General features: G+C 35.5%; 23 protein-coding genes, 1 tRNA gene and 1 pseudogene. 15 read left to right on the top strand and 10 right to left on the bottom strand.

Annotated features, from left to right (window positions below):
* The first annotated feature begins 140 nt into the window (after positions 1 to 140).
* From JKA74_RS09905 to JKA74_RS09860, 10 genes and pseudogenes are all read left to right on the top strand, one after another.
* Positions 141 to 1,286, top strand: a complete 1,146-nt coding sequence (locus JKA74_RS09905; protein WP_201431018.1) for a hypothetical protein — start codon at positions 141 to 143, stop codon at positions 1,284 to 1,286.
* A 145-nt stretch (positions 1,287 to 1,431) separates the two neighbouring features.
* Positions 1,432 to 2,085 carry a hypothetical protein gene (locus JKA74_RS09900; RefSeq protein WP_201431017.1) on the top strand — a complete coding sequence of 218 codons (654 nt, stop codon included), beginning with the start codon at positions 1,432 to 1,434 and terminating at the stop codon, positions 2,083 to 2,085.
* A 225-nt stretch (positions 2,086 to 2,310) separates the two neighbouring features.
* Positions 2,311 to 2,634, top strand: coding sequence for a DUF1801 domain-containing protein (locus JKA74_RS09895; RefSeq protein ID WP_201431016.1), 324 nt, complete (start codon positions 2,311 to 2,313; stop codon positions 2,632 to 2,634).
* Positions 2,627 to 3,601, top strand: a complete 975-nt coding sequence (locus JKA74_RS09890) for a hypothetical protein (protein WP_201431015.1) — start codon at positions 2,627 to 2,629, stop codon at positions 3,599 to 3,601. The genes JKA74_RS09895 and JKA74_RS09890 overlap by 8 nt, the downstream gene beginning before the upstream one ends.
* Positions 3,602 to 3,879: 278 nt before the next feature.
* Positions 3,880 to 4,650 (top strand): isocitrate lyase/PEP mutase family protein, encoded by a 771-nt coding sequence (locus tag JKA74_RS09885; RefSeq protein WP_201431014.1) that lies wholly within the window; start codon positions 3,880 to 3,882, stop codon positions 4,648 to 4,650.
* Positions 4,651 to 4,652: 2 nt separating this feature from the next.
* Positions 4,653 to 5,702 carry a bifunctional transcriptional activator/DNA repair enzyme AdaA gene (locus JKA74_RS09880; protein ID WP_201431013.1) on the top strand — a complete coding sequence of 350 codons (1,050 nt, stop codon included), beginning with the start codon at positions 4,653 to 4,655 and terminating at the stop codon, positions 5,700 to 5,702.
* A gap of 524 nt (positions 5,703 to 6,226) precedes the next feature.
* Positions 6,227 to 6,398 (top strand): annotated as a pseudogene (locus tag JKA74_RS09875) (helix-turn-helix domain-containing protein).
* Between the two features lie 152 nt (positions 6,399 to 6,550).
* Positions 6,551 to 7,534 carry an RNA polymerase sigma factor gene (locus JKA74_RS09870; RefSeq protein WP_201431012.1) on the top strand — a complete coding sequence of 328 codons (984 nt, stop codon included), beginning with the start codon at positions 6,551 to 6,553 and terminating at the stop codon, positions 7,532 to 7,534.
* Between the two features lie 59 nt (positions 7,535 to 7,593).
* A complete protein-coding gene (locus JKA74_RS09865; RefSeq protein WP_201431011.1) occupies positions 7,594 to 8,991 on the top strand; it encodes an FAD-binding oxidoreductase in 1,398 nt (465 codons plus the stop codon).
* Positions 8,992 to 9,237: 246 nt separating this feature from the next.
* Complete coding sequence (locus tag JKA74_RS09860; protein WP_201431010.1) at positions 9,238 to 10,674, top strand: amidohydrolase family protein; 1,437 nt, start codon at positions 9,238 to 9,240, stop codon at positions 10,672 to 10,674.
* Positions 10,675 to 11,148: 474 nt separating this feature from the next.
* Here JKA74_RS09860 and JKA74_RS09855 read toward each other — a convergent pair whose 3' ends face one another.
* Complete coding sequence (locus JKA74_RS09855) at positions 11,149 to 11,988, bottom strand: hypothetical protein (RefSeq protein ID WP_201431009.1); 840 nt, start codon at positions 11,986 to 11,988, stop codon at positions 11,149 to 11,151.
* A gap of 397 nt (positions 11,989 to 12,385) precedes the next feature.
* Between JKA74_RS09855 and JKA74_RS09850 the strand changes: the two genes are divergently transcribed.
* From JKA74_RS09850 to JKA74_RS20865, 5 genes are all read left to right on the top strand, one after another.
* Positions 12,386 to 12,913, top strand: coding sequence for a hypothetical protein (locus tag JKA74_RS09850; protein ID WP_201431008.1), 528 nt, complete (start codon positions 12,386 to 12,388; stop codon positions 12,911 to 12,913).
* 12 nt (positions 12,914 to 12,925) lie between these two features.
* On the top strand, positions 12,926 to 13,714 hold the full coding sequence (locus JKA74_RS09845; RefSeq protein WP_201431007.1) for a phospholipase D-like domain-containing protein: 789 nt from the start codon (positions 12,926 to 12,928) through the stop codon (positions 13,712 to 13,714).
* A gap of 52 nt (positions 13,715 to 13,766) precedes the next feature.
* The gene (locus JKA74_RS09840; protein WP_201431006.1) at positions 13,767 to 15,041 is read left to right on the top strand and encodes an ImmA/IrrE family metallo-endopeptidase; all 1,275 of its coding nucleotides are present in this window, start codon (positions 13,767 to 13,769) and stop codon (positions 15,039 to 15,041) included.
* A gap of 108 nt (positions 15,042 to 15,149) precedes the next feature.
* Positions 15,150 to 15,575 carry a DUF4238 domain-containing protein gene (locus JKA74_RS20870; RefSeq protein ID WP_201431005.1) on the top strand — a complete coding sequence of 142 codons (426 nt, stop codon included), beginning with the start codon at positions 15,150 to 15,152 and terminating at the stop codon, positions 15,573 to 15,575.
* Complete coding sequence (locus JKA74_RS20865) at positions 15,545 to 16,201, top strand: DUF4238 domain-containing protein (protein ID WP_201431107.1); 657 nt, start codon at positions 15,545 to 15,547, stop codon at positions 16,199 to 16,201. The genes JKA74_RS20870 and JKA74_RS20865 overlap by 31 nt, the downstream gene beginning before the upstream one ends.
* A 2-nt stretch (positions 16,202 to 16,203) precedes the next feature.
* On the opposite strand, the gene JKA74_RS09825 is transcribed toward JKA74_RS20865, so the two are convergent.
* The 9 genes from JKA74_RS09825 to JKA74_RS09785 all read right to left on the bottom strand — a co-directional run bounded on the left by JKA74_RS09825 (position 16,204) and on the right by JKA74_RS09785 (position 26,786).
* Positions 16,204 to 16,761 (bottom strand): hypothetical protein, encoded by a 558-nt coding sequence (locus tag JKA74_RS09825; RefSeq protein ID WP_201431004.1) that lies wholly within the window; start codon positions 16,759 to 16,761, stop codon positions 16,204 to 16,206.
* A gap of 259 nt (positions 16,762 to 17,020) precedes the next feature.
* Positions 17,021 to 17,446: a hypothetical protein gene (locus JKA74_RS09820; RefSeq protein ID WP_201431003.1), complete on the bottom strand. Its 426-nt coding sequence runs from the start codon at positions 17,444 to 17,446 to the stop codon at positions 17,021 to 17,023.
* A gap of 172 nt (positions 17,447 to 17,618) precedes the next feature.
* Positions 17,619 to 17,692, bottom strand: a tRNA-Ile gene (locus JKA74_RS09815).
* Positions 17,693 to 17,948: 256 nt separating this feature from the next.
* Positions 17,949 to 19,487: a GAF domain-containing protein gene (locus JKA74_RS09810; protein ID WP_201431002.1), complete on the bottom strand. Its 1,539-nt coding sequence runs from the start codon at positions 19,485 to 19,487 to the stop codon at positions 17,949 to 17,951.
* A gap of 419 nt (positions 19,488 to 19,906) precedes the next feature.
* Positions 19,907 to 21,181, bottom strand: a complete 1,275-nt coding sequence (fahA, locus tag JKA74_RS09805) for a fumarylacetoacetase (protein WP_201431001.1) — start codon at positions 21,179 to 21,181, stop codon at positions 19,907 to 19,909.
* Positions 21,182 to 21,776: 595 nt separating this feature from the next.
* Complete coding sequence (locus JKA74_RS09800) at positions 21,777 to 23,939, bottom strand: S9 family peptidase (protein WP_201431000.1); 2,163 nt, start codon at positions 23,937 to 23,939, stop codon at positions 21,777 to 21,779.
* Positions 23,940 to 24,184: 245 nt separating this feature from the next.
* Entirely contained in the window at positions 24,185 to 24,430 is a 246-nt protein-coding gene (locus JKA74_RS09795; protein ID WP_201430999.1) for a hypothetical protein, read from the bottom strand.
* Between the two features lie 9 nt (positions 24,431 to 24,439).
* The gene (locus tag JKA74_RS09790; RefSeq protein ID WP_201430998.1) at positions 24,440 to 25,642 is read right to left on the bottom strand and encodes an acetyl-CoA C-acyltransferase; all 1,203 of its coding nucleotides are present in this window, start codon (positions 25,640 to 25,642) and stop codon (positions 24,440 to 24,442) included.
* Between the two features lie 166 nt (positions 25,643 to 25,808).
* Positions 25,809 to 26,786: a PorP/SprF family type IX secretion system membrane protein gene (locus JKA74_RS09785; protein WP_201430997.1), complete on the bottom strand. Its 978-nt coding sequence runs from the start codon at positions 26,784 to 26,786 to the stop codon at positions 25,809 to 25,811.
* Positions 26,787 to 26,912 lie beyond the last annotated feature (126 nt).

The following is a 26,912-nucleotide window of genomic DNA, read 5'->3' as shown; positions in this document are numbered from 1 at the left end:
CGTCACCAAGCCATATGCTTAGCGCTGGGTTCAATTCATACCCATCGGAGCTATCACCTTCTTAAAACTAAGAACTTCCAAGAAAATAGGGACAATCATGAAAATTGATTATTTTTTTGAGCATTTAAGGATAATAAAACATGAATAGGCTTTTCATAATTGTAGGACTGACTTTTTTTATTTCTTGTAAAACTCAGCAAATAAATGAAAATATAAGTGGCGTTTGGATTTTTGAAAGTGAGGTGAATGATTTGCACCTAAATGATACTTCACGATTTTTTGTTCATCAGTATCCAATTATTTATGATTTTAAAGAAGATGGGGCTTTATTATTTAAACATTACCCAAAGAAGGACACCATATATAGTTGGCTTCAAAAAACAGATACCATTTTGACAATTAATGGTTTAGATTATACTATTCATTCATTAAATCAGGACAGCATAACACTAATTGACTATAATAGAGCTGACAATTATTGGCTTACATTTAAAAGACCTAAGGAAACCTTTATTGATTACAGTAAAACTGAAATTGAAAAAATATTACTTTCTAATATTTGGTCTACTGACGACACATTAAATCGTAAATGGGCAACTCGATTCGAATATTTTCCTAATAACATAATGATTTATCGTTACAGGATTTTCGACAGAAATCTAAATGACAGTGCTGATAATCTTCAACTTGAGAGATGGGGTGTAGCCGAATACAAGGATTATTATTTTATATATAATTATACTGACATGTATGGCAATGGTAACTTTGAAAGCATAAATCAAATAATAGATATTAATCCAAACTCATATACTATATCAGATTCAAATGTTAATGATAAAAAAGCAGGGTTTCATTCAATAATGGAGGGAGTAAATAATGAACATAAGCTTAAAAAGATAATAGGGGAATGGATAAGTTACAACTCAGAAAATAGAACCTACGGCAAATATATTCCTGAACAAGAAATTGAATATGGAAGAGTAGGACTATTTCTAGGGGACTTACATATGACATTCAAAGAAAAAACAATATCCTTAAAAATTGACGCTTTGGAGCCAATGATATATCATGATTGGCAATTAAGTCAGGACGGCAAAACCTTGCTCCTTGAATATCACTTTGACGGCTCAGAAAGTGGAGGGATACAGTTCGAATATGCTACCATTTTGGAATTAAATGATACTAAATTAAAAATAAGGCTATTTAACAATAGATATTATACAGGTAAGGAAAAACCAAACCAATATATTCTTAACTTAATACAAGAATTTGAGCGAGTAGAATAAAGTAAACTAAACTCAGCATTAGCTAAAATCAAGCGGGCAAAATGTGCTAAATTAAAAATTCCTATATTTAACAAACTTAGGCACAGGTTGACAGTAGTTCAGTTTTAATGCCCGCCAACTTTTAGCCTTAACGTTGGCATCAATTATGAAGAGCTACGAGATAAATATAAACTCAAATTTGAGAGCAATTCCTGTTGCCATTATCTTCTTTGGTTTGTCATTCTATCTGATGACTTTAATTCCAAGAGATTGGCCAGATCTTGTGAAATTCGGGATAATTGCAGTTCTATTCTTCTCTCCTGTAATACCGGTAACAATCCTTTCACGTGGTAGGATTAGAATTGATCTAACAGAGGAAGCTTTTCGATTTATTTGGATTAAGCGATTTTTTCTAAGTAAAGAATCCAATATTGAACTAGGTTGGGACAGAATTATAGACTACGTGAACCAAGAAGATCGTGGACTAGACTCGTTCCGTTTAACAATTACAAATAACCAACAATTAAAATTTTATCGATACACCTATTTTCCTCAAACAGATGATTTTGACAAGTTTTTAACTCAATTCCCAAAATTCATCAAGACTGTGGACTTAGCGAATGAACGAACAATCGAACAGGGGAAAACTGAATTCCAAACACGATCTTTCAAACGGGTCCTTGCAGTACTAACAATTTTGGCTGTCGGACTACTTGTGAACACACTATTGAATCCGGACTCAGGAACTCGTTGGGCCAGTCTTGGAGTAATTTTCTTAGGAATTCTCTTTTATTGGATGCAGGCAACTAGAAAGTACTGATGTCAACATTTTGTATAAATCATAGCTGTTCAGTGCTTAACGAAACTGCAACTCTTCGTAGAAAGCCTATCAAACCGCAGGATTGACTTACTGTGCAGAAATAATTTAATAAGTCAATCCTGCGGATTGCCTCGGTAGTTAACTGAAATTTTTATACTTTTAATCAGCCACGAATTTATACAGTGACGTTATCCTCATTTAAATATAGAGCAAAGAGAAATGGGAATGAATGTTGAAGATTACATAATAAAACAAAAATCTCCACAAAAGGAAATATGTCAAAAACTAAGACAGATTCTTTTTAAGACTTTTCCTCATGTTAAAGAGGAGTTGAAATGGGGAGTGCCATCATATGATAATGGTAAGTATTATTTTGTTTCCCTAAAATCACATGTCAATCTTGGTTTTTCTATGAAAGGTTTATCAAAAGAAGAGAATACTCTGTTCAAAGGTAGTGGCAAAACAATGAAGCATATTGAAATTCATTCCTTAGACGAGATTGATGAAAAAAATATTGTGAAATTGTTGAGATTGATCAAGAATGAATAACTCAATTCAGCATATTCAATCACACGATATCAATGAAGTTATAAAATGGCTTCTTGAAGGTGATGTATCCATCCAATACCTGGTTTACCGCGATTTGTTAGAAATCGACAGAAAGGATTTGCAGGACAGAATTGGATCTGAAGGTTGGGGAAAGCAATTTTTATCCAAAAGAAAACCAAATGGACATTGGGGAGACAGGTTTTATCAACCCAAGTGGATTTCAACCCATTATACGCTTCTCGACCTTCGCAACTTGAATTTGAGCCCAAACCACAAACTTGTAAAGGAATCTATCGAACTGGTTCTGAATACTTCGAAAGCCAAGGATGGTGGGATCCAACTTGGACCATCAACATTTCATCGTAGTGATGTTTGTGTTAATGGTATGTTTTTAAACTATGCATCTTATTTCAATGCTCCTGAAAAGGAATTGAAATCCGTTGTAGATAGTCTTCTCAATGAAATAATGCCTGATGGTGGATTCAATTGTAGAACAACAAGAAGCGGGGCAAGTCATAGTTCTTTGCATTCAACTATCTCGGTTCTTGAAGGACTGCTTGAGTTTCAAAAAGCAGGTTTCATTTACAGAAAAGATGACATTTCAAACGCCATTAAAAGTGCTGAAGAATTTATACTGATTCATAGACTATTCCTTTCTGACCGAACGGGTAGAATCATTCACAAGGACTTTTTGAAATTATCGTATCCGAGCAGATGGAGGTATGATATTCTTAGAGCATTAGATTATTTCCAAAAAGCTGAAACAAAATGGGATAATAGAATGGAGGAAGCTGTTATGATAATTCTTAAAAAACGGAATAAAGATGGATCTTGGAATATGCAAGCCGCTCATCCCGGAGAAGTACACTTTATAATGGAACAAGCTGGCAAACCGAGTAGATGGAATACATTGAGAGCAATGCGGGTATTGCAACATTTTGAAAAAAATAAAAACTACAGCCAATGAGTAGACGGCCGTGAGCCATAAGCCCACAGCTTGCCAGATAAGGGATGTCGATAATCGGCATACATATTTTGTATAAGTAATGGCAGACGAAGTGCTAAATGTTTTTAGTCCTCCAAAACTAAGTTATGGATTGACAGGCAAGCGCCATGCATTCTGCCACCAATCATACAATTTATGTTACCCGCCATTTTAAAGCCACACTCTAAAAAAATACTTGTTAATTTTTCGGTTGTATGACGACAGTGCCGAGGAGTACCTTTGTACAAACAAATTAAGAAATGACAACTTATTTAAAATTTAAAGAATTACATAATCAGACACAGCCCTTGATTATTGGAAATGTTTGGAATGTGCAGAGTGCAAAAATATTTGAAAAGTTAAACTTTCAAGCAATTGGAACTTCAAGTGCTGCGATTGCCTATTCGTTAGGTTACGAAGATGGAGAACAAATGCCATTTTCCGATTTATTATTTGTAGTAAAAAGGATTAAAAAAAGTGTTACGCTTCCTCTCTCTGTGGACATTGAGTTTGGTTATGGAAAAACTTCAACAGAAATTGCTAACAATATCATTGCATTAGAAAGGTTAGGTGTTGTAGGAATAAATATTGAAGATAGCTTTATAGAAAATGAGGAACGAAAACTTAAAGACATTCTTCAATTTTCTCAACTATTACAAGAAGTAAAAAGTATCTTAACTCAACAAGAAATTTCAATTTTCATCAATGTAAGATGCGATGTTTTTCTTTTGAATATTCCCAATACACTACAAGTGGCAACGGAAAGAATAAAGAATTATGAACAAGCAGGTACTGACGGAATATTTTTGCCCTGCATTATACAAGAAAGTGATATTGCAGAAATTGTTTTACAAACTAAATTACCACTAAATGTAATGTGTATACCACAATTGCCAAATTTTGAAACACTTGAAAAACTTGGAGTAAAGAGAATAAGTATGGGGAATTTTTTAAATGATTATGCCTATACTTCATTGGAAAATATGACAACAAAAATTTTGACTGAACAATCATTTAATGCCTTGTTTTAACAATGGAATTGACAAAAGAAATAATGTATAAAGCCATTGTTGAAAAAGACACTTCGTTTGAAGGAGTATTTTTTACGGCAGTTAAAACAACAGGAATTTTTTGTCGCCCTTCCTGCACAGCCCGAAAACCTAAATTAGAAAATGTTGAATTTTTGAAAACCTCAAAAGAGTGCATACTCAAAGGTTATAGAGCATGTAAAGTTTGTAATCCTTTAAAAACGTTAAATCATACGCCAATAGAATTTCAACAAATTATAAATGAACTTTCAGAAAATCCGACTTTAAAATTCAAAGACTATGACCTTAAACAAAAAGGAATAGAACCAAGCCAAATAAGAAGATGGTTTTTAAAAAATCACGGAATTACTTTTCAAGCCTATCAGAGAATGTTTAGAATAAACTCGGCATTTAAAAAAATACAAAATGGCGAAAGCGTAACACATACTGCTTTTGACACAGGCTTTGAATCTTTGAGTGGTTTTGGCGACAGTTTTAAAAATATTTTTGGCGTTTCACCAAAACAAGGCAGACAGCAAAGTATAATTGACTTAAAAAGAATAGAAACACCCTTAGGAACAATGCTTGTTTGTGCTACTAATCAAGGAATTTGCCTATTAGAGTTTACCGATAGAAAAATGTTGGAAACAGAATTAAAGTCGATATCCAAACTCTTAAATGCAACGATTATTCAAGGAAATAATAAACATTTTGCCCCATTAGAAGTACAGTTAGAAGAATATTTTAAAGGTAATAGAAAAGAATTTTCTGTTCCACTACATACACCCGATACTGATTTTCAAAATAAAGTTTGGACTGCATTGCAACTCATCCCTTACGGACAAACAAAATCATATAAAGAGCAAGCAATAGCACTTGGAAGCCATAAAAGCGTAAGGGCAGTGGCCAATGCAAATGGAATGAACAGAATTTCTATTCTAATTCCGTGCCATAGAGTTATTGGCTCTGACGGACAATTAACAGGTTATGGTGGCGGACTCTGGCGAAAAAAATATTTATTAGAACATGAAGAAAAAATGGCAGGTAATGAGTAGAAAGCCATAAGCTATAAACCCCAGCCTGGATGTGCTTTTGAGAATATTCTTCATATAACCAACAATATTATTTTTATACCATTGGTAAAGGTACTTCTACTATTAAGCTAGATCCATTGACTTAAGATAAGAAATAGAATGTTGAGTATTATACTAATAAGAAAGCCTGAATCTTTGACAGCACCTGCTCAAAAGTGGTGGCTCAACGGTTAAATCACTTTTCCGTTAAGGGACAAGTTATGCATCTTTGATTAACACTTGATTGCCTCTAAAAACCGCCTTGCAAAGCGGCAAAACGAATGGTGAAAAAATGATAAAACGTAAAGAAAACATATCGCTTTTTGATCATCCATTCTTTATAAACATGGATACACCATCAGAAGACAGACTAAACCTCCCTTGACACTTGTGTGGCATATATCATCGAAGGAGACGGACAGACATTTTCGGTAACTGAAAGCATGTGGTCATCTGTGAAATGAAAAATACTTGCCACTAGCACTAATAAAGTGCTCAATAATTAAATAAAAAGACATGAACCCGAAAGAAATGAACTTTCAGACAAAGTTGGTTTGACTTTATTGAACCTCTCAATACTAAAAACAGGTAAAAGCGAAGGCAATAAGGTTTAGTACTTTAGAAACAATTTGTAGTGTATTGAAATGCCAAGCGGGCGACATTTTAGAATATGCTTAGTAGTGGTTTGATGGGTAATCGCTTTGAATTGCCAAACCGTTTCATATACTTGTCCGTTGTTTCCAATAGAATTAAATACTCGATCTGGTACGGTTGTAATAACTAAAGATACTTTCTAACTAGTTGAGGATAAACTTAAATGGGACGTAAGCATGAGAGTTGAAACAGAAAAAGGTAATTCTACATCAAATCGTAAAAAAGAGTTAGTGAGGCTTTCACAACAAGGAGATATTCAATGTTTTACAATTCTTTTTAATCAAACTAAACCGGCTCTCTACGCAAAGGCTCTTCAGTTTTTTGGTTCCAGCCCTGAAGCCAAAGATGTGTTACAAGATACGTTTATTAAGGCTTTTTCCAGGATAGGGCAGTTGAGGGATGCAGGTAAATTCAATACATGGCTGCATAGTGTGCTCAACAATGAATGCCTGCTAGTGAAGCGAAGCCAGAGTAAATTTGTAAAAGATGGAAATACTCTTCAAGCTAGACTTTCTGATAAATGGATCCAACCCTCAGATTTTGAAAAATTGCAGGAAAAAAAGGAACTTCACCAGGGTGTAATGCATTGGATTTCTCATTTAGACGAAAAGAAACAGGCTGTAATCCTGCTACGCTTTTTTAGCGAGTATAGCAGCTATCAGGAAATCGCGACACTGCTTTCCATCCCGGTAGGCACTGTACGCAGCAGAGTAGCCATAGCCAAAAAGGAACTACGTCAGCTGGTTGAAAAAATGGGTGATTTAGAAAATCTTGACATCTGCGATGGTGCCCGAAGTGAACAGGAAGAGCAGTTCCGTGAAGCCTGGCCTGCTTTTTATTCGGGAGAACAGCATCGGTTTTTAAATCTTTTTAAAAAAGATCTTTATATACGCTTTACAAGCGGAAAAATAAGCCGGGGTTTACAGCGCTGGGCACAGGAGTGGGACGAAGACCTGGAAAGCGGAGTGCGTTTTCGGCCCAATCAAATTACTAACTCAAACAACCTGGTGATTGTAGAAGGTCCTATCATCAATCCGCCAGATAAGCCATATCATTGCCCGCCTTATGGTAGTATGGTGCTGTTCCATCATCATGGAAAAGTACATAAAGCCCACATTCATTATGCCTCTCGAAAAATAAATCCTCATCAAGCGACATAAAAAATGAACTTTTCTCTAGCCTTATGTATCCCTCTAGTATAAAACAAAAAAGGATACATATGGACTTTATAAAAACTGTAAGTAAAGACAATACTTTAAAAAAACTATCGGAAAAGGAGATTTCAGATTTTCGAAACCACCTTCAGGGCACTCTACTATTAGCTGGTAAAGAGGGCTATGACGAGTCCAGAAGCGTTTGGAATGGGATGATAGACCGTAAGCCGGCTCTCATTGTTCAGTGTCAAAATTCGGCCGACATCCAGACTGCTTTGGCTTTTATACGAAAACACAATTTTATCCTCTCGGTAAAAGGAGGCGGGCACAACGTAGCGGGAAGTGCCGTGTGTGATGGTGGCCTGATGATAGATTTTAGTAAGATGAAGGAAATATCGGTGGATGCTGAAAGCAAAAAAATAAAAGTGGAAGCAGGTGCCACCTGGGCAGAACTGGATACCGCTGCCCAAAAACAAGGCTTAGCCGTGCCGGGAGGCGTGGTTTCTACCACCGGGGTGGCCGGTCTCACGCTAGGTGGAGGCATAGGATGGCTACGCAGAAAATACGGTCTGGCTTGCGATAATTTAATTAGCGCGGAAGTGATCACGGCTAATGGCGAAAAAATTATAGCCAGTGAGCAGCAACACGCTGACTTATTTTGGGCCATAAAAGGAGGTGGTAGTGGATTTGGCGTGGTCTCAACATTCGAATTCCAGGCACACCCCGTGGGTCCGGAGGTGTTCTTCAGCCCCGTATTTTATCCGGCTACTGAAGCCGAACAAATAATAAAGTCTTATCGTGAAAAGTCCCGTTCCATGCCAAATGAGGTTAGTACATTTCTAATTTATGGAACAGTACCAGCCGGGGAACCTTTTCCTGATAAGTGGCACAACGAAGATTACATCTTAATCGCTTCTATGTACACAGGCAAAGTGGAAGAGGGCGAAAAAGTGTTAAAGCCTTACCGTGAGTTAGGGCAGCCCATTGCTGATTTCAGCGGAATTATGCCTTATACTAATGTCCAATCCTTTTTTGATGAAGACTACCCCAAACAGGAATTGCACTACTACTGGAAGTCAATAGTGGCTAAAGAACTTAGCGATGCAGCCATTTCAATGTTTATTGAACTAGGTAAAAACCGTCCATCACCTCTTACAACGGTGGATATCTGGCAACTGGGAGGAGCCATTGATCAGGTTCCTCACTCCCAAACTGCCTACCCGCACCGTAATGCCCAACACCTTATAGCAATAGAATCGAACTGGGAAAAGCATCTTCCTGACCAGGAAAATATAGAATGGACAAAAAATGCCATCAGGGAACTGTTGCCCTTTACGGAAGGAAGTTCCTACCTTAATTTCGAAGATGCCGAAACTGAAGATGTGAAAAGAGCACAAGGTAGCCACCATAAGAAACTACAGGAAATCAAAAATAAATATGATCCGGAGAATATTTTTAATTGATATTAAGAATTTGTCAATTAATAAATGATGATAACAAACAATATAGTAAGTTCTACATATTTAACTACCAATTAGAGAGCATCATATAGACTAACTGCATACAATTATTTGACAAATCTAACAGCCGCTAAAAATCTATAAGCTACTTGCAAAAAGTTTTTCAAACAGATACTTTTATGAAAAAAAACAAAGTCCAGACCTATGGATTTTGAAAATCAGAAGAAAAGTAATCATAAAAAATATTTAATGAAACACTTAACATTCATCCTTTTGCTATTAGTATTAGCAAGTTGTAAAAATACATCTAACCCTGAATCAGTAGCTCAGAACTCATTCAATAATACAAGTAAACAGCGAGTAGAACTTTCTGAAAATGTGCTTAAATATGTAAAGCACAATTCTAAAACCCTGGCATTAACTAATGCAACAATTATTGATGGCAACGGAAATCCCATAAAAAAAGACCAAACGCTCATCATTTCTGATGGTTATATTCAGTCGGTTGGTGAAAATACCGAAATTGACATCCCGAAAAATGCCACTACAATTGATTTGAGTGGAAAAATCATAATTCCCGGAATTGTGGGTGTGCATAACCACCTTCATATTCCCCGTTTTCCATTCGTTGGAGAGGTTGCCTCAAAGCTTTATTTAGCCTCTGGTGTAACAACTATTCAAACTTGCGGTTCGGCATCTCCACAAAAGGAAATTGAATTAGCTGAAAAAATTGAAAGAGGTCAAGTTATAGGACCTGATATAATAACCAGTGGCCCGTATTTTACAGGCCCCGGTGGTAATCCAAATATGATTATTCCTCGAGATGAAAAACATATTAGAGATACTATTCAATATTGGGTCAATAAAGGCGTCCGGTGGTTTAAAGTATATCGAAATACACGTCCAAATGACTTAAAGATTATCATTGATGAAGCGCATAAACAAAATGCAAAAGTAACAGGCCATTTATGTTCAATCACCTTTGAAGAAGCTACAAATTCTGGTATTGACGGAATAGAACACGGACTAAACAGTACAAGCGACTTCAGAGGAAATAAAACTTTCGGCAAATGTGATGGATCAAGGGAATATATCGACATTATTATTATTTCCAGCAGGGAGGTTAAGCAACTTCATCAACTAATGATTGATAAGGACGTGTTTTTGACTTCCACTTTGGCGATCTTCGAATCTAGTATTCCCCATAGGGCTTTTGCAGATGAGCGAACTTTAAATGCAATGTCACCCTTTTTAGTTACTCAATATCAGGAAAGCAAGGAACGATATGGCAGTCTCGATTCAAAAGATAGTTTAAGAGAAAACAGGTTAAAAAGAATAATGGCATTTGAACACCAGTTTTTTAAAATGGGCGGCACTTTGACGGCAGGTGTAGATGCGGGCAGACATATACTGCCTGGTTTTGGAGACCAGCGAAATTTTGAACTGCTAAAAGAAGCCGGCTTTACTACAGAAGAAGCCCTCAAAATTATGACAAGCAATGGTGCAAAGGTGCTTTCGAATACAGAAATAGGTTCAATCGAAAAAGGTAAAAAAGCTGATTTTATGATCATCGATGGAAATGTTGAAAACCACATCAGAAAAATAGAATTGGTTTTCAAAGATGGATACGGTTACGATCCCCAATTAATCTTAAAAGATGTAAAAGGCCAATTTGGTGTAGAATAACTCATACAGCATCATACCTAAACAGCTAAATATAGGGTACTAAGTCAAGTGCCCCACTTCCTACATAGGCTACTCATGGAAAATGAATTTAAACTCAAAAACTGAATATGCTGACCTTAATGAATGTTTTTTAAGCTTTAAACTTAAGTACAAAACCTTAAAAAAGAGAAATTTCACTAAATATTGAGGTTTCAATTAAAGTTCTAAATGTTTAAAGCCAAATTTTATTCCTTATCTTTTGCCTTGATGCAAAAGATACAAAAAATCAAGACAAAAAGATGCTCCCATGCTACAATTCAACGCACTCCCCGCCTTTTTGTCGACCAGCCCGCTCGCTCTTAGCAAACATTATTTGGTTTTCTAATATTGTAGTATTTATAATGAGCTTCCTACGTACCTTCAACCATTCCTCCAAAAGCCAGGACAGTTTTAAAAAATAACGAAGAAAATTCGAAAATTTCAATTTCCTACTCCTTAAGGAATAATACCCAAATCCAATCTTTTATAAATGTATGATGTAGTGGAATTTACTTCAAAAGGATCGAAAACATACGCAAATAAGTAGAGGCTATTGCCACTTTCTATTTGTGGCCCGTATATTAAAGAACTATAATGAGAGGTCAGATCTACTTTATGAAAAGGGCCTTCAGTTCCCAACTCAAACCCATTAGCGTTTAAATCAATAACCCTCGACCAATAGCCGTTATAAACTTCAAAATGATTACTAGTTCCCTGTACAGGATTATTTGAAGAGGTTGTAAAATTTAAAGAAACCACAGAACCCAGTTCACCTGAAAGGGTGGAAACATCAAAGTCTAACTTTAGATATTCCTCTCCCATATAAACCTCCTTTGAAAGTGCTGAATTTGTGATAGAGACTTCATCAGGAGTCAGATAAAAATCGAGTTCCTCACTACTGAACTTGTTTTCTTCAGCATCATCTTCAACTTCAATAATTAAGGAGATGAGATTGGTTTCTGCATCGGGGTAAATAAGCTCGGAAAGACCACTGGAGAACCGAATAGTATCAGGTTCATCGTCATAATATTTGGGGTCTTCATTTAAGGCAAACTCTGCAGTTCCATTTCCGGAAACCCTCAAAAACTTTCCGTTTTTGTCAGGATCGGTAAGTTTAACAACCATGTAAGATGGAAAATCTAAAGAGGTTTTGATATAGGATTTCCCTTGTTCCGGGTAAAGAATTTCTATAGTGGCTTTTTCATTTTCCTTATTAAAAAGGCTCTTCTCCCCGCAAGAAGGAATTAAAAGGAGCAATATTGATAGAGATATCAAATAAATTATTCTTGTTTTCATCACCTCTAAAGTTAGAATTTTTTTCTTCCCCATGTAGCTTTTTCCTGGGAAAAATTGGTAAAGCTTAATGAAATAGAGGATTAATTGAACAATCGGCAAATCAATATTAATCTCCAAGCAAACAGAAAGCTGTTTTTTTATTTGGTAAGGCCAGTATAGAACCTGTCCAAGCTCCTTGGGCTCAATTAATCATTGGAAGGCGTGAAAATCTGAAAGAAAAAAGTAACTTGACAGTTGAAATATAAAAAGACCAAAAGCAATACAAGCTACTTGGAAAACCAAATAGGATAAGAATTGTATGGGTTAAATGAAGCAGATAGTAAAACTGTGTAGGGGGAATTTTCTCTGTAATCAGATTTAAGAGAAAATTTCCTCATTGTTAATAAAGCTAACTATTATGAGATTCACCAAAGAAGATTTTTTAAGGAAAGCAAAAAAGGTTCATGGTAATCAATATGATTATTCTAAAGTAGATTTTAAGAGCGTACAAACGAGGGTAATTATTATTTGTAATCAACATGGTGAGTTTGAGCTTCGACCAAGGGCTCATTATGCGGATAAAAGAGGATGTCCAGATTGTGATACTTCTGGAAAAAGTGGTTTTTCAAATAAAAACTCCTGGGCTTTAGATAGACCAAAGTTTTTTTATGTGGTAAAATTGCACAAAGGAACAGAGGAGTTTCTAAAAATAGGTTTAACAGTAGATGATATTTCTAGCAGAGCTTTAAAAGGGTTTTATCCCTATCAATACAAAATGCTGTTTAATGAAAAAATAGTTGGTGGGTTAAAAGAAGAGACTCAACTGAAAAAAATGTTTGAAAATGAAAGTTATATACCTCGATACAAATTCAAAGGTTATACTGAATGTTTTGTCATGGAAATTGAGAAACAATTAATGGAAGCAGTAAAAGAGAGTATTAAATAAATAACCGATAGAATGGCAGAATTTTTAGAAGGTAGTGAGCTGAACCTAGCAATAGAAAATCTATTCAAATCAGCTAATGAATACGCTGTAATTATCTCCCCATTTGTAAAAATGCACTCAAGAATTAAAGATGCATTATTAACTCAAATTGAAAATCAGAATTTTGAATTGATTGTTGTTTTTGGAAAAAATGAAAACGATTTAAGTAAAAGTATTTCAAAAGAAGACTTAGAGTTTTGTACTCAATTTTCTTCTGTAGAAATAAGGCACGAGCCAAGGCTCCATGCTAAATATTATGCTAATGATGATAGGGCGATTCTAAGCTCAATGAACCTTTACGATTTCTCTCAAAATAATAATATTGAATTCGGAATTTTAACCTCACAAGAGAATAAAGTTAGTGAGAATTTAGACCAGGATTCCTTCACATACTTTGATGGAGTAATTGATAAAAGTAAATTGATTTATAAAAAGGTAGCTAGGTTTGATAAAAAGCTATTTGGTATCAAAAAAGAATACAACGGTTCTGTGGTGGAGCTTGATTTAATTGATCAATTATTCAAAAGTAATGCTAGTGGAACAAATAATAATGATCGAACAGGTTACTGCATCAGGACAGGAATTAAAATACCCTTTAATATGAAAAGGCCAATGTCTGAAAAAGCTTATGAATCGTGGTCCAAATATCGAGATGAAAACTATAAAGAGAAATATTGTCATTATTCTGGAGAAGGATCTGAAGGCCAGACCTGTTATGGTAGACCCGTTTTAAAGAAAAATTGGAAGAAAGCTGTAGCTTGATTTACAATTGTTTTTTAAAAAGTACACCAAATCGAGCAAAAAAGACTAAGAAATGACAAAGAGTACACTACAAAAAGGTGATGAATTCGAAGAACAATCCTTGCTAATAATTAATAGGATGATCAATGAATCACAAATTCCTCATCTAAGAGAATATATAAAAATATATAATCGAAAAGACAAAGGGTACTATTCAGCACTGCGTGAGAAAAACATTTTTTTTGACATTACAGTTGAAGTTTGGCCACCTGGGGCAAATAAACCTTCATTTACTTATTTTATTGAATGCAAAAATTATGGGAAAACAATCCCTGTTGATGATGTAGAGGAATTCTACACCAAAGTTTGTCAAGTAAGTGGTTTAAACGTAAAAGCAATTTTAATTGCTAATGCCCCACTTCAACAAGGAGGTTACAATTTTGCAAAAAATAAAGGGATCATGTTTGTTCAAAGTGGAACATCTGATAATTTTAATATTGTACTTTACAATTCCAATGTAAATCATCTTCTAAAAATCCCCTTAGTCAATAGTACAATTGAAAATGAAGTAATTACTGAGGCAACATTGCCACTGGAGGAGCTTATCGATAATGTGATATTAAGCTCATTTCAAAAAATAGAAAATATTAATCATGTTTCGTACAACATTGATAAACTCACAAGAGAAGACATAATTGAACAAGCAAAGAATGAATTACTATCTATAGTTCCTGATGCTTTTGAAGTAGGAAAGGGGTTGAATGCTAAAAAATTAAAAGAGTTTCTAAACTCCAATTATAAAATACAGATTAAGGAAATAAAGGGATCTTCAGCACTCCTAGGAAGTTTTAATAGAAGTGAAAACGTTATATACTTACATGAATCGATATTAGATACTGAGCGTGAGTTATTTATTTTAGCGCATGAATTTGGTCATTTTATATTGCACAGTAGGCTTCAAATAGGACAATTAACCTACGAAAAATTTGAGGACTCAAAATTAAATTTTAAAGAGGGAAAACGAGACCTAATAAACCCTAAAAATTGGATTGAATGGCAAGCAAATCAATTCGCATCATCTTTAGTGCTACCAGATCCTTGCGTAATGGCCTGGTTATTCAGGACACAAGATGCGATAGGTGTGAGTAGAGGTGCAATATACCTTGATGAACAGAACAGCAATCAGAGGCTCTTCATGCAGATCATAAATAGATTAGCACTTAATTTTAATGTAACAAAAACTTCTGTCATTTATAAATTAAAAGAAATGCAAATGCTCAAAGATAAAACAAGGTTAAAAACTATAGGACAAATATATGAAGAGTATAATAGTGAAATGCTTATTTAAAAAATGGATAACATAAGGAAAAAGTATTGATAGGGTTTAAGAATTAAAAGTCGGGATTAAATTTAAATGAAAGGTTTAGTTTGAATTAATTAAGATAATTGAATTAAAATGGCGAAAAAGAAAAAACAGCATTACGGACCACAAATGATCCTGCGAAATTTTTCCTCAGATCTGGAAAAAAAATTGATAGCGATATTTAATGTAGAAAATGGATTTTACAAAACTGATTGTGCTATAAAAAATCAAGCTCAAGATGACTACTTCTATGGAAATGATGCGGTGATTGAAGAGTATTTAGCCAAAAATGAAAATGAAACCGCACCAATAATTAAGGCTATTATAAATACCGAAAATCTGCCCAAAAGAGATTCAACAGAATATGTTAATTTATTTACATTCGTCTTTCAATTAGCATACAGGACACAAAGCTCAGTAGAATTGATAAACGAAATTGTAAATAAAAATTTGCAAGAAATAATTAAACATGATGTACGTTTAAAAAAATTAGAAGTGAGGGCTTTCAATTCAGATTAAAAAACGCAGCTGAACAGTCTATAAAAACTTTATCAGAGGGTATGATAGGGGCTTATGATCTAGAAATGAAACTTTTGGTAAATAAGACTAAAAAAATGTTTATAGTCTCTGATAACCCAGCCGTTAAATATAACCAATTTTTAGAAAAGCGAAATCATCCTGGAGGTCATTTAGGTATTTTTACAAAAGGACTACAGCTTTTTATCCCACTATCACCTAGCTTAATGCTAGTTTATTTTGATAAATGGGCTTATAAATATGGAAATAAAAAGGAAAAAATAATCCTTATTAAAAATGAAGTAGACATTGATCAACTTAATTACCTTCAATTTATGAATTGTTATAAAATTATTTTTACAAAGCAATTAAATCAATTTTATTTAAACCAATTAGCTTTAAAAGCAAAAAAGAAAAGGAGCATAGATTTTACAGAATTGAAAGAGGTAAAAAGATTTATTGATGATGAAGGGCTCGAACATATTCAATATATTGGTCAAGGAATAAATAATGGTTTTAACATGGCTCTATCGTTCATCAGACAACCACAACCCGCGAAAGACCATGTTCTAGATGATTTTGTGGTCCAATTAAGAGATGAAAGAATGCGAAATTATGGTAGGCACTAAGATTACTGTCTGCCCAAAATTGGATTTATGCGGTTTCTCAATTGACTTTCAACCAAGGGCATAATAACGTTGTAATTTTTAACATCAATTTTGATACAGCTTAGCCGAAAGGCTAAGTCCTGAATATTTTTTCTAGCTCTTAATTTTAAAGCAAAAGTAGGCTTGTCCAAACCTAAATGAATATGTTGATGAACTCTCTTGCCAATATTTCTGGACTTCCCCAAATAGAGAGGAATCCAATCCATATTGGAAGATTCTAGATGAGCTTTAAGCCTCATTTTACGACTATTAGGAGTGAATTTTTTTCTATAGGCCTCATCATGCCATTTACCTAAAAAATTCTCTGACCACTCATTAAAATCAGTCACTCGATCTGAATTACTCACTTCTATGAGGTAAACACCAGGATGATGTAATTCATTGAAGTTTATGAGGTCATCTGCTTTCTCAATGGTAAAGCCAACAGAATCCTTAAATTGTATTGTATTTATTGCATCTGACAATCCCTCTAATGAAGTAGAAATAGATTGGTCAATGTTAGAAATTTGCTTATAATTCATTTTAGATGTGTTTGTTATAGACAATAAATATAATTTAAATAGGAATGATTAAAAAATTAAAGCTAAAGTGGTCATTAATAGTAATAAAAAAAATAAGTCATTTATGCATTGCTCCATTAACAGAATCCTAGAAAAATAAATGGAATAAATAACAACCTGGGAATCCGCCTATGGACAAAGGAAATGATGTATGTAGCAAACTTATCATGCTCCTAATGCCTGAGTACTGTACATCAATAGGCAGTAAACTTAGGGCATGTTAATAAAAGATGTTGAAGACTTGAAAAATCTCTCCTATAATCCCAACGGATGTAAGAATTAACCCAAGCGCTAATAATTTTCGATTGGGAAGAATTCTATTATAGAATTCGTAAAAATGTAAGGCCAAGTTTAAACCCACAAAAAACACAGCAAGAAATTCTATTACTGTAAGCAAATAGGTATTAGTAAATTCAAAAAAGAATTGTGTAGATAAAATTACGAAAACAAACATACCTAATATATAAGCAATGGTTAATTTATTGTGCTTTTTTACTGGAAGGGTTTCTAAAATATGGAAATAGCTTGATAAGCGTTCTTCTAGCTTCGAACTAGTGTCATGATAAAAGATTTCTAAAATTGTTATCGTAAGCCCCACAATTTCAAGAGGTAAAGAGAAAAGTTGAACTACATCAGTAATATTCATTGCATATTGTAAGATGAGTAATAGTAAAGTAAAAAACTAAACAATTACTATCAACCTTGTAAAACTAAATATAGAGCAAAAAAAAGAGCCACATTTCTGCGGCTCTTTCTTTCCTCTTGCCCAACATTTTGACCAACATTTCAGTTAAGTCTCTGATAATCAAGCTTTAAAGTGGGCCCACCTGGACTCGAACCAGGGACCACTTGATTATGAGTCAAGTGCTCTAACCAGCTGAGCTATAGGCCCGTTTTTTCTTTAATCAACTAAGTTCTGAAAAGGATCAGAAAGCTCAAATAGCTAACTATCACCCAATTAAACCTGCATGTTTACAACACTGCTTATTTGGGACTGCAATGTTAAATATTTATACTTAAATCAGCAAAGGTTATCTGAAAAATAAATGGATATTTTTCCATTCACAAATGCTAAGCATTTCCTTAGCTGGCTTTTCATCATCTCTTCCGGTAGGTTTCTATAAATAATGATCCAACAACAAAATTTTCTATTTCATCATATTTTTGGTAATCATTCCTTTTATATCGGCACGACTCACATAGTTGCTGTCATATAATACATCACTGATTTTTTTCACTATTTCATCCAGTTCCTGAGTAGCCAGGGACAAAGCCTCCAGCAGTTGTCTATCATTGTCCAACTCTACCTGGGAAGTAATAATGGTTGCTAAACCCAGAATACGTGCAATGGGAGCACGCAATAAGTGGGAATTGATAAAAGCATACTCAATCAGTTGTTCATTCTGCGTTTGAAGTGTTGAGGTCCTATCCTGAACAACTTTTTCAAGGCTTTCATTAACCGACATCAACTCCTCGTTCAATGAATTTAATTCTTCATTCATTGTAATGTTTTCCTTTACCTGAGCCTCCAGATTACTATTGTTTTGCTTTATTTCTTCCAGCAAGAATTTGATCTGTTGATTTTTATTGGCAATGGCAATGTAATCGGCAAGCGATTGCACAAAAAGCACATCCTCAGTAGTCCAGTTGATGAATTTCCCCTGAGATTCGCAACAAATAATGCCCGCGGGTTCCCCATCCAAACGGAAAAGACAATCCAACATTGAGCAAATATTCAATGGCTCAAGGTAAGAATCAGTAAACTCTTTGGTATCAGCATTTGTGTAGACATTGTTGGCCTTTATGAACAACTTATCCTTCATGGCCCGGAAGTAATTAGGGTAATCTTTTGATTCTACCAGGAGCATTTCATTTTCATCATGCTCATGTGTATACAATGTTTTACGCACTAAAACTGTGGAATTTTCTCTCAACAGCCAAATACTAACACGTTCAATCCCAAGGCATTTACCAGCTATCTGACAAATATTTACATAAACTTCCTCCAACTCCTGATTATAGAGTTTGTCGGCTTTTGTCAGATTGATCAAGGCATTCTGGTAATTTTCTAATTTCCTTGTTTTAATAATGTTTAACTTTCTCCTTTTCTCGGATTCTATAACAGCTTGATTTAAGCCATCGGTAAATTGCTGGATTGTTTTTACAAGAAAAAAACATACAATGATAAATCCCACCGAAGCTAAAAGGTTCACAAACAAATTATCAACAAAAAAAGGATTTTTTAAATAGAATGTATAGTACAGAATCATCAAATTCAATAGAATTCCCTGGATCACAATATGCTTCTTACTGATAACAAAACCACTGATAGTCATATATATGATCACAAAATAGGCATCCCTGAGACCAATATTGGTGTGGTCAATTTGATGGCTCAATTTAAAATATTCATAAAAGTAGCTAGTGGAAAGGATAGCCAACAACATTCCATAAACACAAATCAAGTATGCTGTATGATAGAATCTTTTTCTATTGGCCATTATTAATACCAATGCAAGAAAACTAGCACCAATGGAAAGAAACTGAACTATTTGTTGACCTAAAGGATAGATATTGAAATACACCACAGTATCTATAGTCATACCTACTAAAGAGACAAGAATTACAATTAACACTGTAATTTGCTTCCCCCTGATATAACTTCCTGTGAGTTTTTCGTAGTCCATTTTCCCCCTAATAAATACTTAAATCCCTAATAAAAATATTAATATAATTGTAATTATCGACAATTATGACTTAGAATATTTTTTTCTATGAACGGTAATATTAAAAGGGTAAAGTGACTAAAGAGAGCCTAACTTGGAATTCAGCGGCTTTATATAGGAGACAAGTAAGTAATAGTGATTTCCATAATATATCCGCCTGATTCCAAACTTGAGCCCAATGTCATTAAGTTAAGCTTTAAAATAAAACCTCAACCTTTATCCTTCTCTCCCGATTGGTAAGCTAAAGGGAGAAGGAAGTTTGTCTTAACTTAACGACATTGAACTTGAGCCTGTCCCTATCTTTCATTGCAGAAAGATAGGAACAGGGATTACATAAAATATGATGCTGTTTTTATGATGCAAGTTAATGGAGAATGAACTTATTTGGCAGGTAAAATCTCAGTTTTCACTTCTCCAAAACCAATTCTTACACCATTTTTCAATCCATGGCCTCTCATGATGACAGTATCATGGTCATTGATAAATTTTCTTTCTGTACCATCAGACATTTTAACAGGCTTAGTTCCTTTCCAGGCTATTTCCAGCATGGAACCAAAAGCACCCTCTTTGGGACCGCTAATAGTTCCGGAAGCGTACACATCACCCGTATTGATGTTGCAGCCATTGATCGTATGATGTGCCAACTGTTGAGCAACATTCCAGTACATATGCTTGAAGTTGGAATGAGTCACTACTTTTTCAGTACTTTCTTTTGGAGCGATAGCTACTTCCAATTCAACATCAAAATGGTAATTGCCCTCAAATTTCAAGTAGGGCAAAACCTCAGGATCTTGCTTTGGGCCAGCTACTTTAAAAGGTTCCAAAGCCTCATAAGTAACAATCCATGGAGACATGGAAGAACCAAAATTCTTCGCCAAAAAGGGACCTAATGGCACATATTCCCATTTCTGAATATCCCTGGCCGACCAGTCATTAAATATGGTAAATCCGAAAATATACTTTTCCGCTTCTTTTGTACTGATGGAATCGCCTAGTTTATTACCTCCGCAGGTAATAAAAGCCATTTCCAATTCAAAATCAACCCTTTTGGAGGGGCCAAAATCCGGTTGTTTGGCGTCTGGTTCAATGGTTTGTCCTTTAGGTCTGTGCAATGGCGTTCCTGAAATGACGATAGAAGAAGCCCGCCCGTGATAACCTACCGGAATATGTTTCCAGTTTGGTAACAGTGCATTTTCAGGATCACGGAACATGGTTCCCACATTGGTCGCATGCGATTCAGAAGAATAAAAATCCGTATAATCGCCTACACGAATAGGCAAATGCATTGTAGCTTCAGCTTGTGGAATTAAAGCTTTCTCCCTTAACTGATCATTCCCCTGCAATTCCTGATTATCTCTATTTAATAATTCAGCAATACGCTCTCTCACAGGTACAGTGACTTCCTTCCCCAAATCCATGAAGTCGTTTAAAACAGGGCGATCAAAAACCCTATCCGGCAACTCCAAATCATTCAATAACTGTGCAGATTGTATTTCTGTCAGGTCTAAAATGTGATCACCTATGGCAACTCCTGCCCTAGGAGACTTTTCTTTAGTGGAAAAAATTCCATAAGGAAGGTTTTGAATAGGGAAATCAGAATTTTCCGGGACAGAAACCCACGATTTTAAAGAAGGATCATTAGCTTTATAACTCATAAATTGGATTCGTTTTGAAATTAATTCGAAATTAAAGATTTATTAATGGATATAAAAACCCTTACGGGTTTCCCTGATTTTCTGTACAATAAATCTGAAAAAACATGAGAATCATCTTTGATAAATTGATAACAAGTTTGTGAGGACACAAACTTGCCGACCTCCAATGCCCGCCCTCGTCTTGTGTCTCACAGACGAGTATAAAACAAGTTTGCTTACACCTCTCACTCACAGTAAGTTTATGAAGGCACCTTTGGCAACTGTAGTGACAAATTGCACACTTATTAGACATGTTTTGGAATAGCTCTAACCAAACTTCTGACGGTTCAAAACCGTCTGACGCCTCCCGATAGCATCTGGCGTCAGAAGGCTATAAGCCGTCAGACGCCTAGCGGTTGGCACAAGCTGGAGCCAGAAACTAACTACCATGCCCATCCTCGTCTTGTTTCCCCACAAACGAGTTAGGTCTAGTTTGTTAAAACGCACCTTTTCAATTAGCAGAAAGTTTGTGAGGACACAAACTTTGGCAAGAGGAGGTGCCAGAAAGTTGGGAAGCACACAAACTTGGCGGCTCGGTGCCAATTTAGTCATCACCTTATAAATTCTTCAACCACCAGTCAGTCATCATATGAAACAAATGAGGCCTTGCACCCTGCTCATAAATTCCATGTGTTCTATCAGGGTAATAGAATAGATCAAACTGCTTTCCTGCTTCTAATAAAGCATCCTGAAAAACAATGGTATGTTGCACATGCACATTATCATCACCAGTGCCATGTACTATTAAATACTTACCTTTTAGTTTATCCACTTTACTGAGCGGGGAATTATTATCATAACCTTCCGGGTTGTTCTGTGGAGTATCCATATAGCGCTCGGTATAAATGGTATCGTAAAACCTCCAATTAGAAACCATGGCGACAGAAACAGCTGCCGCAAACACTTCATTCCCGTCCAAAATAACATTTCCAGCCATATAACCTCCATAAGACCAGCCCCAAATCCCTATTCTATCTGCATCAACGTAATCTAGCCCGGCTAAATATTTTCCTCCGGAGATTAAATCAAGCGTTTCATATTTACCCAAATTTCTATAAGTGATTTTCTTAAAAGCCTCTCCCCTGGCGCCTGTTCCCCGAGGATCAATCACTGCTACTATATATCCTTTCTGCACCATCATTTGATGCCAATAATACTGTGAGCCAGCCCATGCATGTTGCACATTCTGACTACCGGGCCCACTATATTGATAAACAATCACCGGGTATTTTTTAGCCGCATCAAAATCTGCAGGTTTTAATAAATAGCCGTGTAAATTGATGCCATTCTCTATTTCAAATTCAAAAAATTCTTTATCTACCAAACCGTATTTCTCACCGGCCTTTTTCAAATCAGCATTATCTTTCAGTACTTTAATTTCTTTATTCCCTGTAGTTTTGAATAAACTCACCTTCAGTGGAGTGGTGGCATTATGATAATAATTTAAATAATACTGGTAATCACTACTCATATTAATCTGTGTGTTCCCTTCCAGCTCCCCCAAGGCTTTTTTATTCTTTCCATTCAATCCAATTTCGTAAAAAGTTCTGTCCAATGGTGAAACTTCCGTACTGATATAATATGCTTTCCCGGCCTTTTGGTCTATACCCACAATGCTTTCCACTTCCCAATTACCATCAGTAATTTGCCTCACTAGCTTGCCATCTAACTGATACATATATAAGTGCTTATACCCACTCTTTTCGCTGGTATGAAGAAAATGTTTCCCATCATTTAAATAGGTTAAATCGTCATTATAGTTGAGGGCCACGTATGTATCAGAAACTTCCTTCAGGACAACTTTAGATTCACCTGTAGAAGCATTGGTATGCAGGATTTCCATTACATTCTGCCTTCTGTTCATTCTAATAATACTCAACAAATTAGAATCCCGAGTCCATTGTACTCTTGGAATATACTGGTCTTTCTCTTCACCAATATCCATTTTGGTTGTTTCCTCAGTTTTTAAATCATACACTGAAATCCAAACCTCCGAATTTTCTTCACCGGCTTTAGGGTATTTATACACATAGTTTTCAGGATAAAGCTCTCCATCGTTCCACCTCTGCAAGGTATATTCTTTCACAGGTGTTTCATCCATTGTATGAAAAGCCAGTTTCTTGCTGTCCGGTGACCAATAAAAAGTTTTGGTAATGTAGAATTCCTCTTCGTATACCCAATCGGAACCACCATTGATGATCCCGTTTATCGTTCCATCATTTGTGACTTGTGTTTCATTACCTGAAGCTAAATCCACTATGTAAATATTGTTTTCAAATACATAAGCCACTTTAGAAGCATCAGGTGAAAAAGTAGCATACATCTGCACACCATCCGAAAGTGCTTTTAGAGATTCGTCAGCAAAATTATACACATAATATTTTGCCGTAAATGATCTTCTGTAGATGTAATTTACCTCTGTCGCCAATAAAATCTTACTTTCATCTTTACTGAAACTATAGCTTTTAATTTTTAGCTCGGGGCTCAGGTTTTTACCTTTCACCAAAATTTCAGCAGACTTCCCTGTAGCAACATCTATTTTCTTTACCTGATTATCTTCCAAAGCACTATAATATTTTCCATCATTCATCCAGTTAACATTGTAAACGGACTCCTGATTAAAGGTGCCTTTTCCATAAAGATCTTCAATAGTGATTTTTTGCTGAGCCAGTAAGCCTGTTGAGCAAAATAAGATGATTGCCAGAAATAACTTTTGCATGTTTTTGAGTTTAATTTCTTAAAAATAATAAAGCATTGGGGAAATAAAATGGTTTATACCAATGAATGGTAATTGGATCATTTGAATGGTTATCCCAATATAATAACAAGGCGGAAAAGAAAAATAATTAGACCCGCAAATAGGATTATCAATCTATACTCTTTATAAAAAAACAATGTACTCATTGCGTTTAATCGCACAATAAGTACATTGGGATGGTCTAATAACCTGCAATGGAAGTAAAATTATCCCCAGTACATCAAATAATAGAGCACCAGGTGTGAAATTGAGATCAGGACAATTCTTGCATAATCAATCTGCGTTCTTTCATCCTTTGGTGTTTGTTTTATCAGGTAAAATGCCACCACGTAATATGGAATGGGCAAAGCGAGAAATACATAATGCGGAAGTACTACTCCTCCTATTATCACTATTATAGCAGGTATCCAATAGACAAAAGACACAAATCTTTTTGCTTTTACTAAATCCATAAGAATTATTTAAAGTTTTTCAAAAATAACAGCAGCACCCTGGCCCACTCCTATACACATGGTAGCCAAACCATATTTGGTATCAGCTCTTTTCTGCATTTCATGAAGCAAAGTTGCTGTGATTCTTGTTCCACTTCCACCAAGTGGATGCCCTATTGCAATAGAGCCGCCATTAACATTTACAATATCCGGATTTAAATCCAAGTCTTGCATACAGGCAATTGACTGTGCGGCAAATGCTTCATTTAATTCAATGAGATCTAAATCTGATACTTTCAAGCCTGCTCTTTTTAATGCTTTTAGAGTGGCTGGAACAGGACCAACTCCCATACAGTCAGGAGAAACACCTGCAATGGCCATAGAAACCACACGAGCCATTGGTTTTAGGTTAAATTTCTTGAGCACCTCTTCCGAAACCACCAGACTGGCTGCTGCCCCATCGTTTACACCACTGGAATTTCCGGCAGTTACAGAACCACCTTTTCTGAATGCTGGATTGAGATTACCTAATTTCTCTAATGACGAAAGCCTCGGGTGCTCATCCTTATCAAAAACAATATCATCCGCTTTCCTTTGCGGAATGTTAACTGCTACTATTTCATTACTGAATTTACCAGCTTTATGTGCTGCATCGTATTTTAGTTGGGAATTATGTGCAAACTCATCCTGCGCTTCTCTGCTGATTTTATATTTTTCGGCTACATTTTCAGCCGTTTCACCCATTGCATAAGGATAATGCTTTTCAGATAAGCGGGGATTAATAAAACGCCATCCTATGGTAGTATCATAAATTTCAGCAGTACGGGAATAGGCACTTTCTGCTTTTGCCATTACAAAAGGAGCGCGGGTCATACTTTCCACACCACCCGCAATATAAGCTCCACCTTCATTGAGCATAGTCGCTCTGCTGGCATCCATTATAGATTGCAAACCTGAAGCACACAGCCTGTTAACAGTTACACCTCCTACTTCTATTGGTAGTCCGGCCATTAATGAGGCCATTCGTGCTACATTGCGATTATCCTCACCTGCCTGATTGGCTGCTCCAAAAATAACATCTTCCAATAAGCTTTTATCAAAATCCGGATACCGTTCCAACAATGATTTAATGACGTGTGCGGCTAAATCATCAGGTCTGATGCTACTTAGCATTCCTCCAAATTTTCCAACAGGTGTTCTTATAATATCTACTATATAAGCTGTATTTGACATATCTTCTGTTTAAAAGTTGTGCAAAAATACATCATTTAATACCAAGGAGAAAGGAAGAGTCATGTTTTGTTAAAACAGAGGAGAGATCACAATGGAAACGGAAGTCAGTAGCAGAGCAACAGAAGCTAGTGATTATTTTCTTTCACTTAATTATACTACTGCGAAATTACCTTAATCTTTTGAATACATCCGGGCATTTGCCGGCATACTTATAGTTCTTATTCGACTTCTTCACCTGGAACCTGTAAGAAACAGAAAATTCATTGGTAGAACCAAAAGTACTGGCTGATTGATTCACAGTATAATCATAACTGTAGCCAATATTGATTTGATTAATTGAAATTCCCGCAGTAAAGACCACTGCCTGGTTCACACGGTACCAACTACCAAAAGTAAGTAATTCATTATTCCAGTAGCCACCGACATTTAAGTAGCTTAATCCGGCTTGATTTTCATAAATAACTGAGGGAGTAATATGGTACCCATTATTTGATCTGCTTATTTTCTGAAATGAATAGGCCACATGCAATGTATATCTTCTTGGAAGCACTACTTCCGATTCAGGATTGAACCTTTCTACCGGCTGATTGATGTGTGCAACATTGATACCGGCCATCAGTTTTTCAGAGGCATAAACCATGCCGATCCCTACATCATACATTACTGTTTTTGATTCTCCTATTCGCTCGGCCGTAGGATAAATATTATTACTACCTGATCTTAATTGGTCCTCAAAAACCAAATTTCCCCAATTGAAAGATTTTTGTCGGTAAGCTAAGGAAATCCCCCCACCTAAAACTGCGCCCTTGTTTAAAGCTATTCGGTGCGAAAGAGTAGTACCCGCAGCCAAATTATTGATTACACCATCCAGTTGCGTATCTTTCATAGCGTGGACAGCCCATCCGGAATTTTTACCTAAAGAATTATCAAAAGAGAAAAATGAAGAGTTAAAAGCATTGACTGCATTCCATTGTTGCCTGTGAATAAAAGTCAACCTTGGATTTCCCTCCGAACCAGCCAGTGCAGAATTTAAATAAATAGGATTGGCATAAAATTGAGAGAAATAAGCATCCTGGGTAAAGCTTGTTTTAGGCACTAAAGACAGCCCCAGACTTAAAACAGCAAGAATGTAAAATTTCCTCATAATGTATTATTTTATTATGAAGTAAAATTCTACATTTTAGCGGCATTAAACATGGGCATAAAACCCAAATTTAATTTAGGCAAATCACCTATTTTTACTCATTTTTTATATAAAAAGTGTGGTGTT

The sequence above is a fragment of the Marivirga aurantiaca genome (genome assembly GCF_016679925.1).
Lineage (GTDB): Bacteria > Bacteroidota > Bacteroidia > Cytophagales > Cyclobacteriaceae > Marivirga > Marivirga aurantiaca.
Note: the sequence above shows the minus strand (reverse complement) of the source record. Positions and strands in the feature narration are given on the sequence as shown.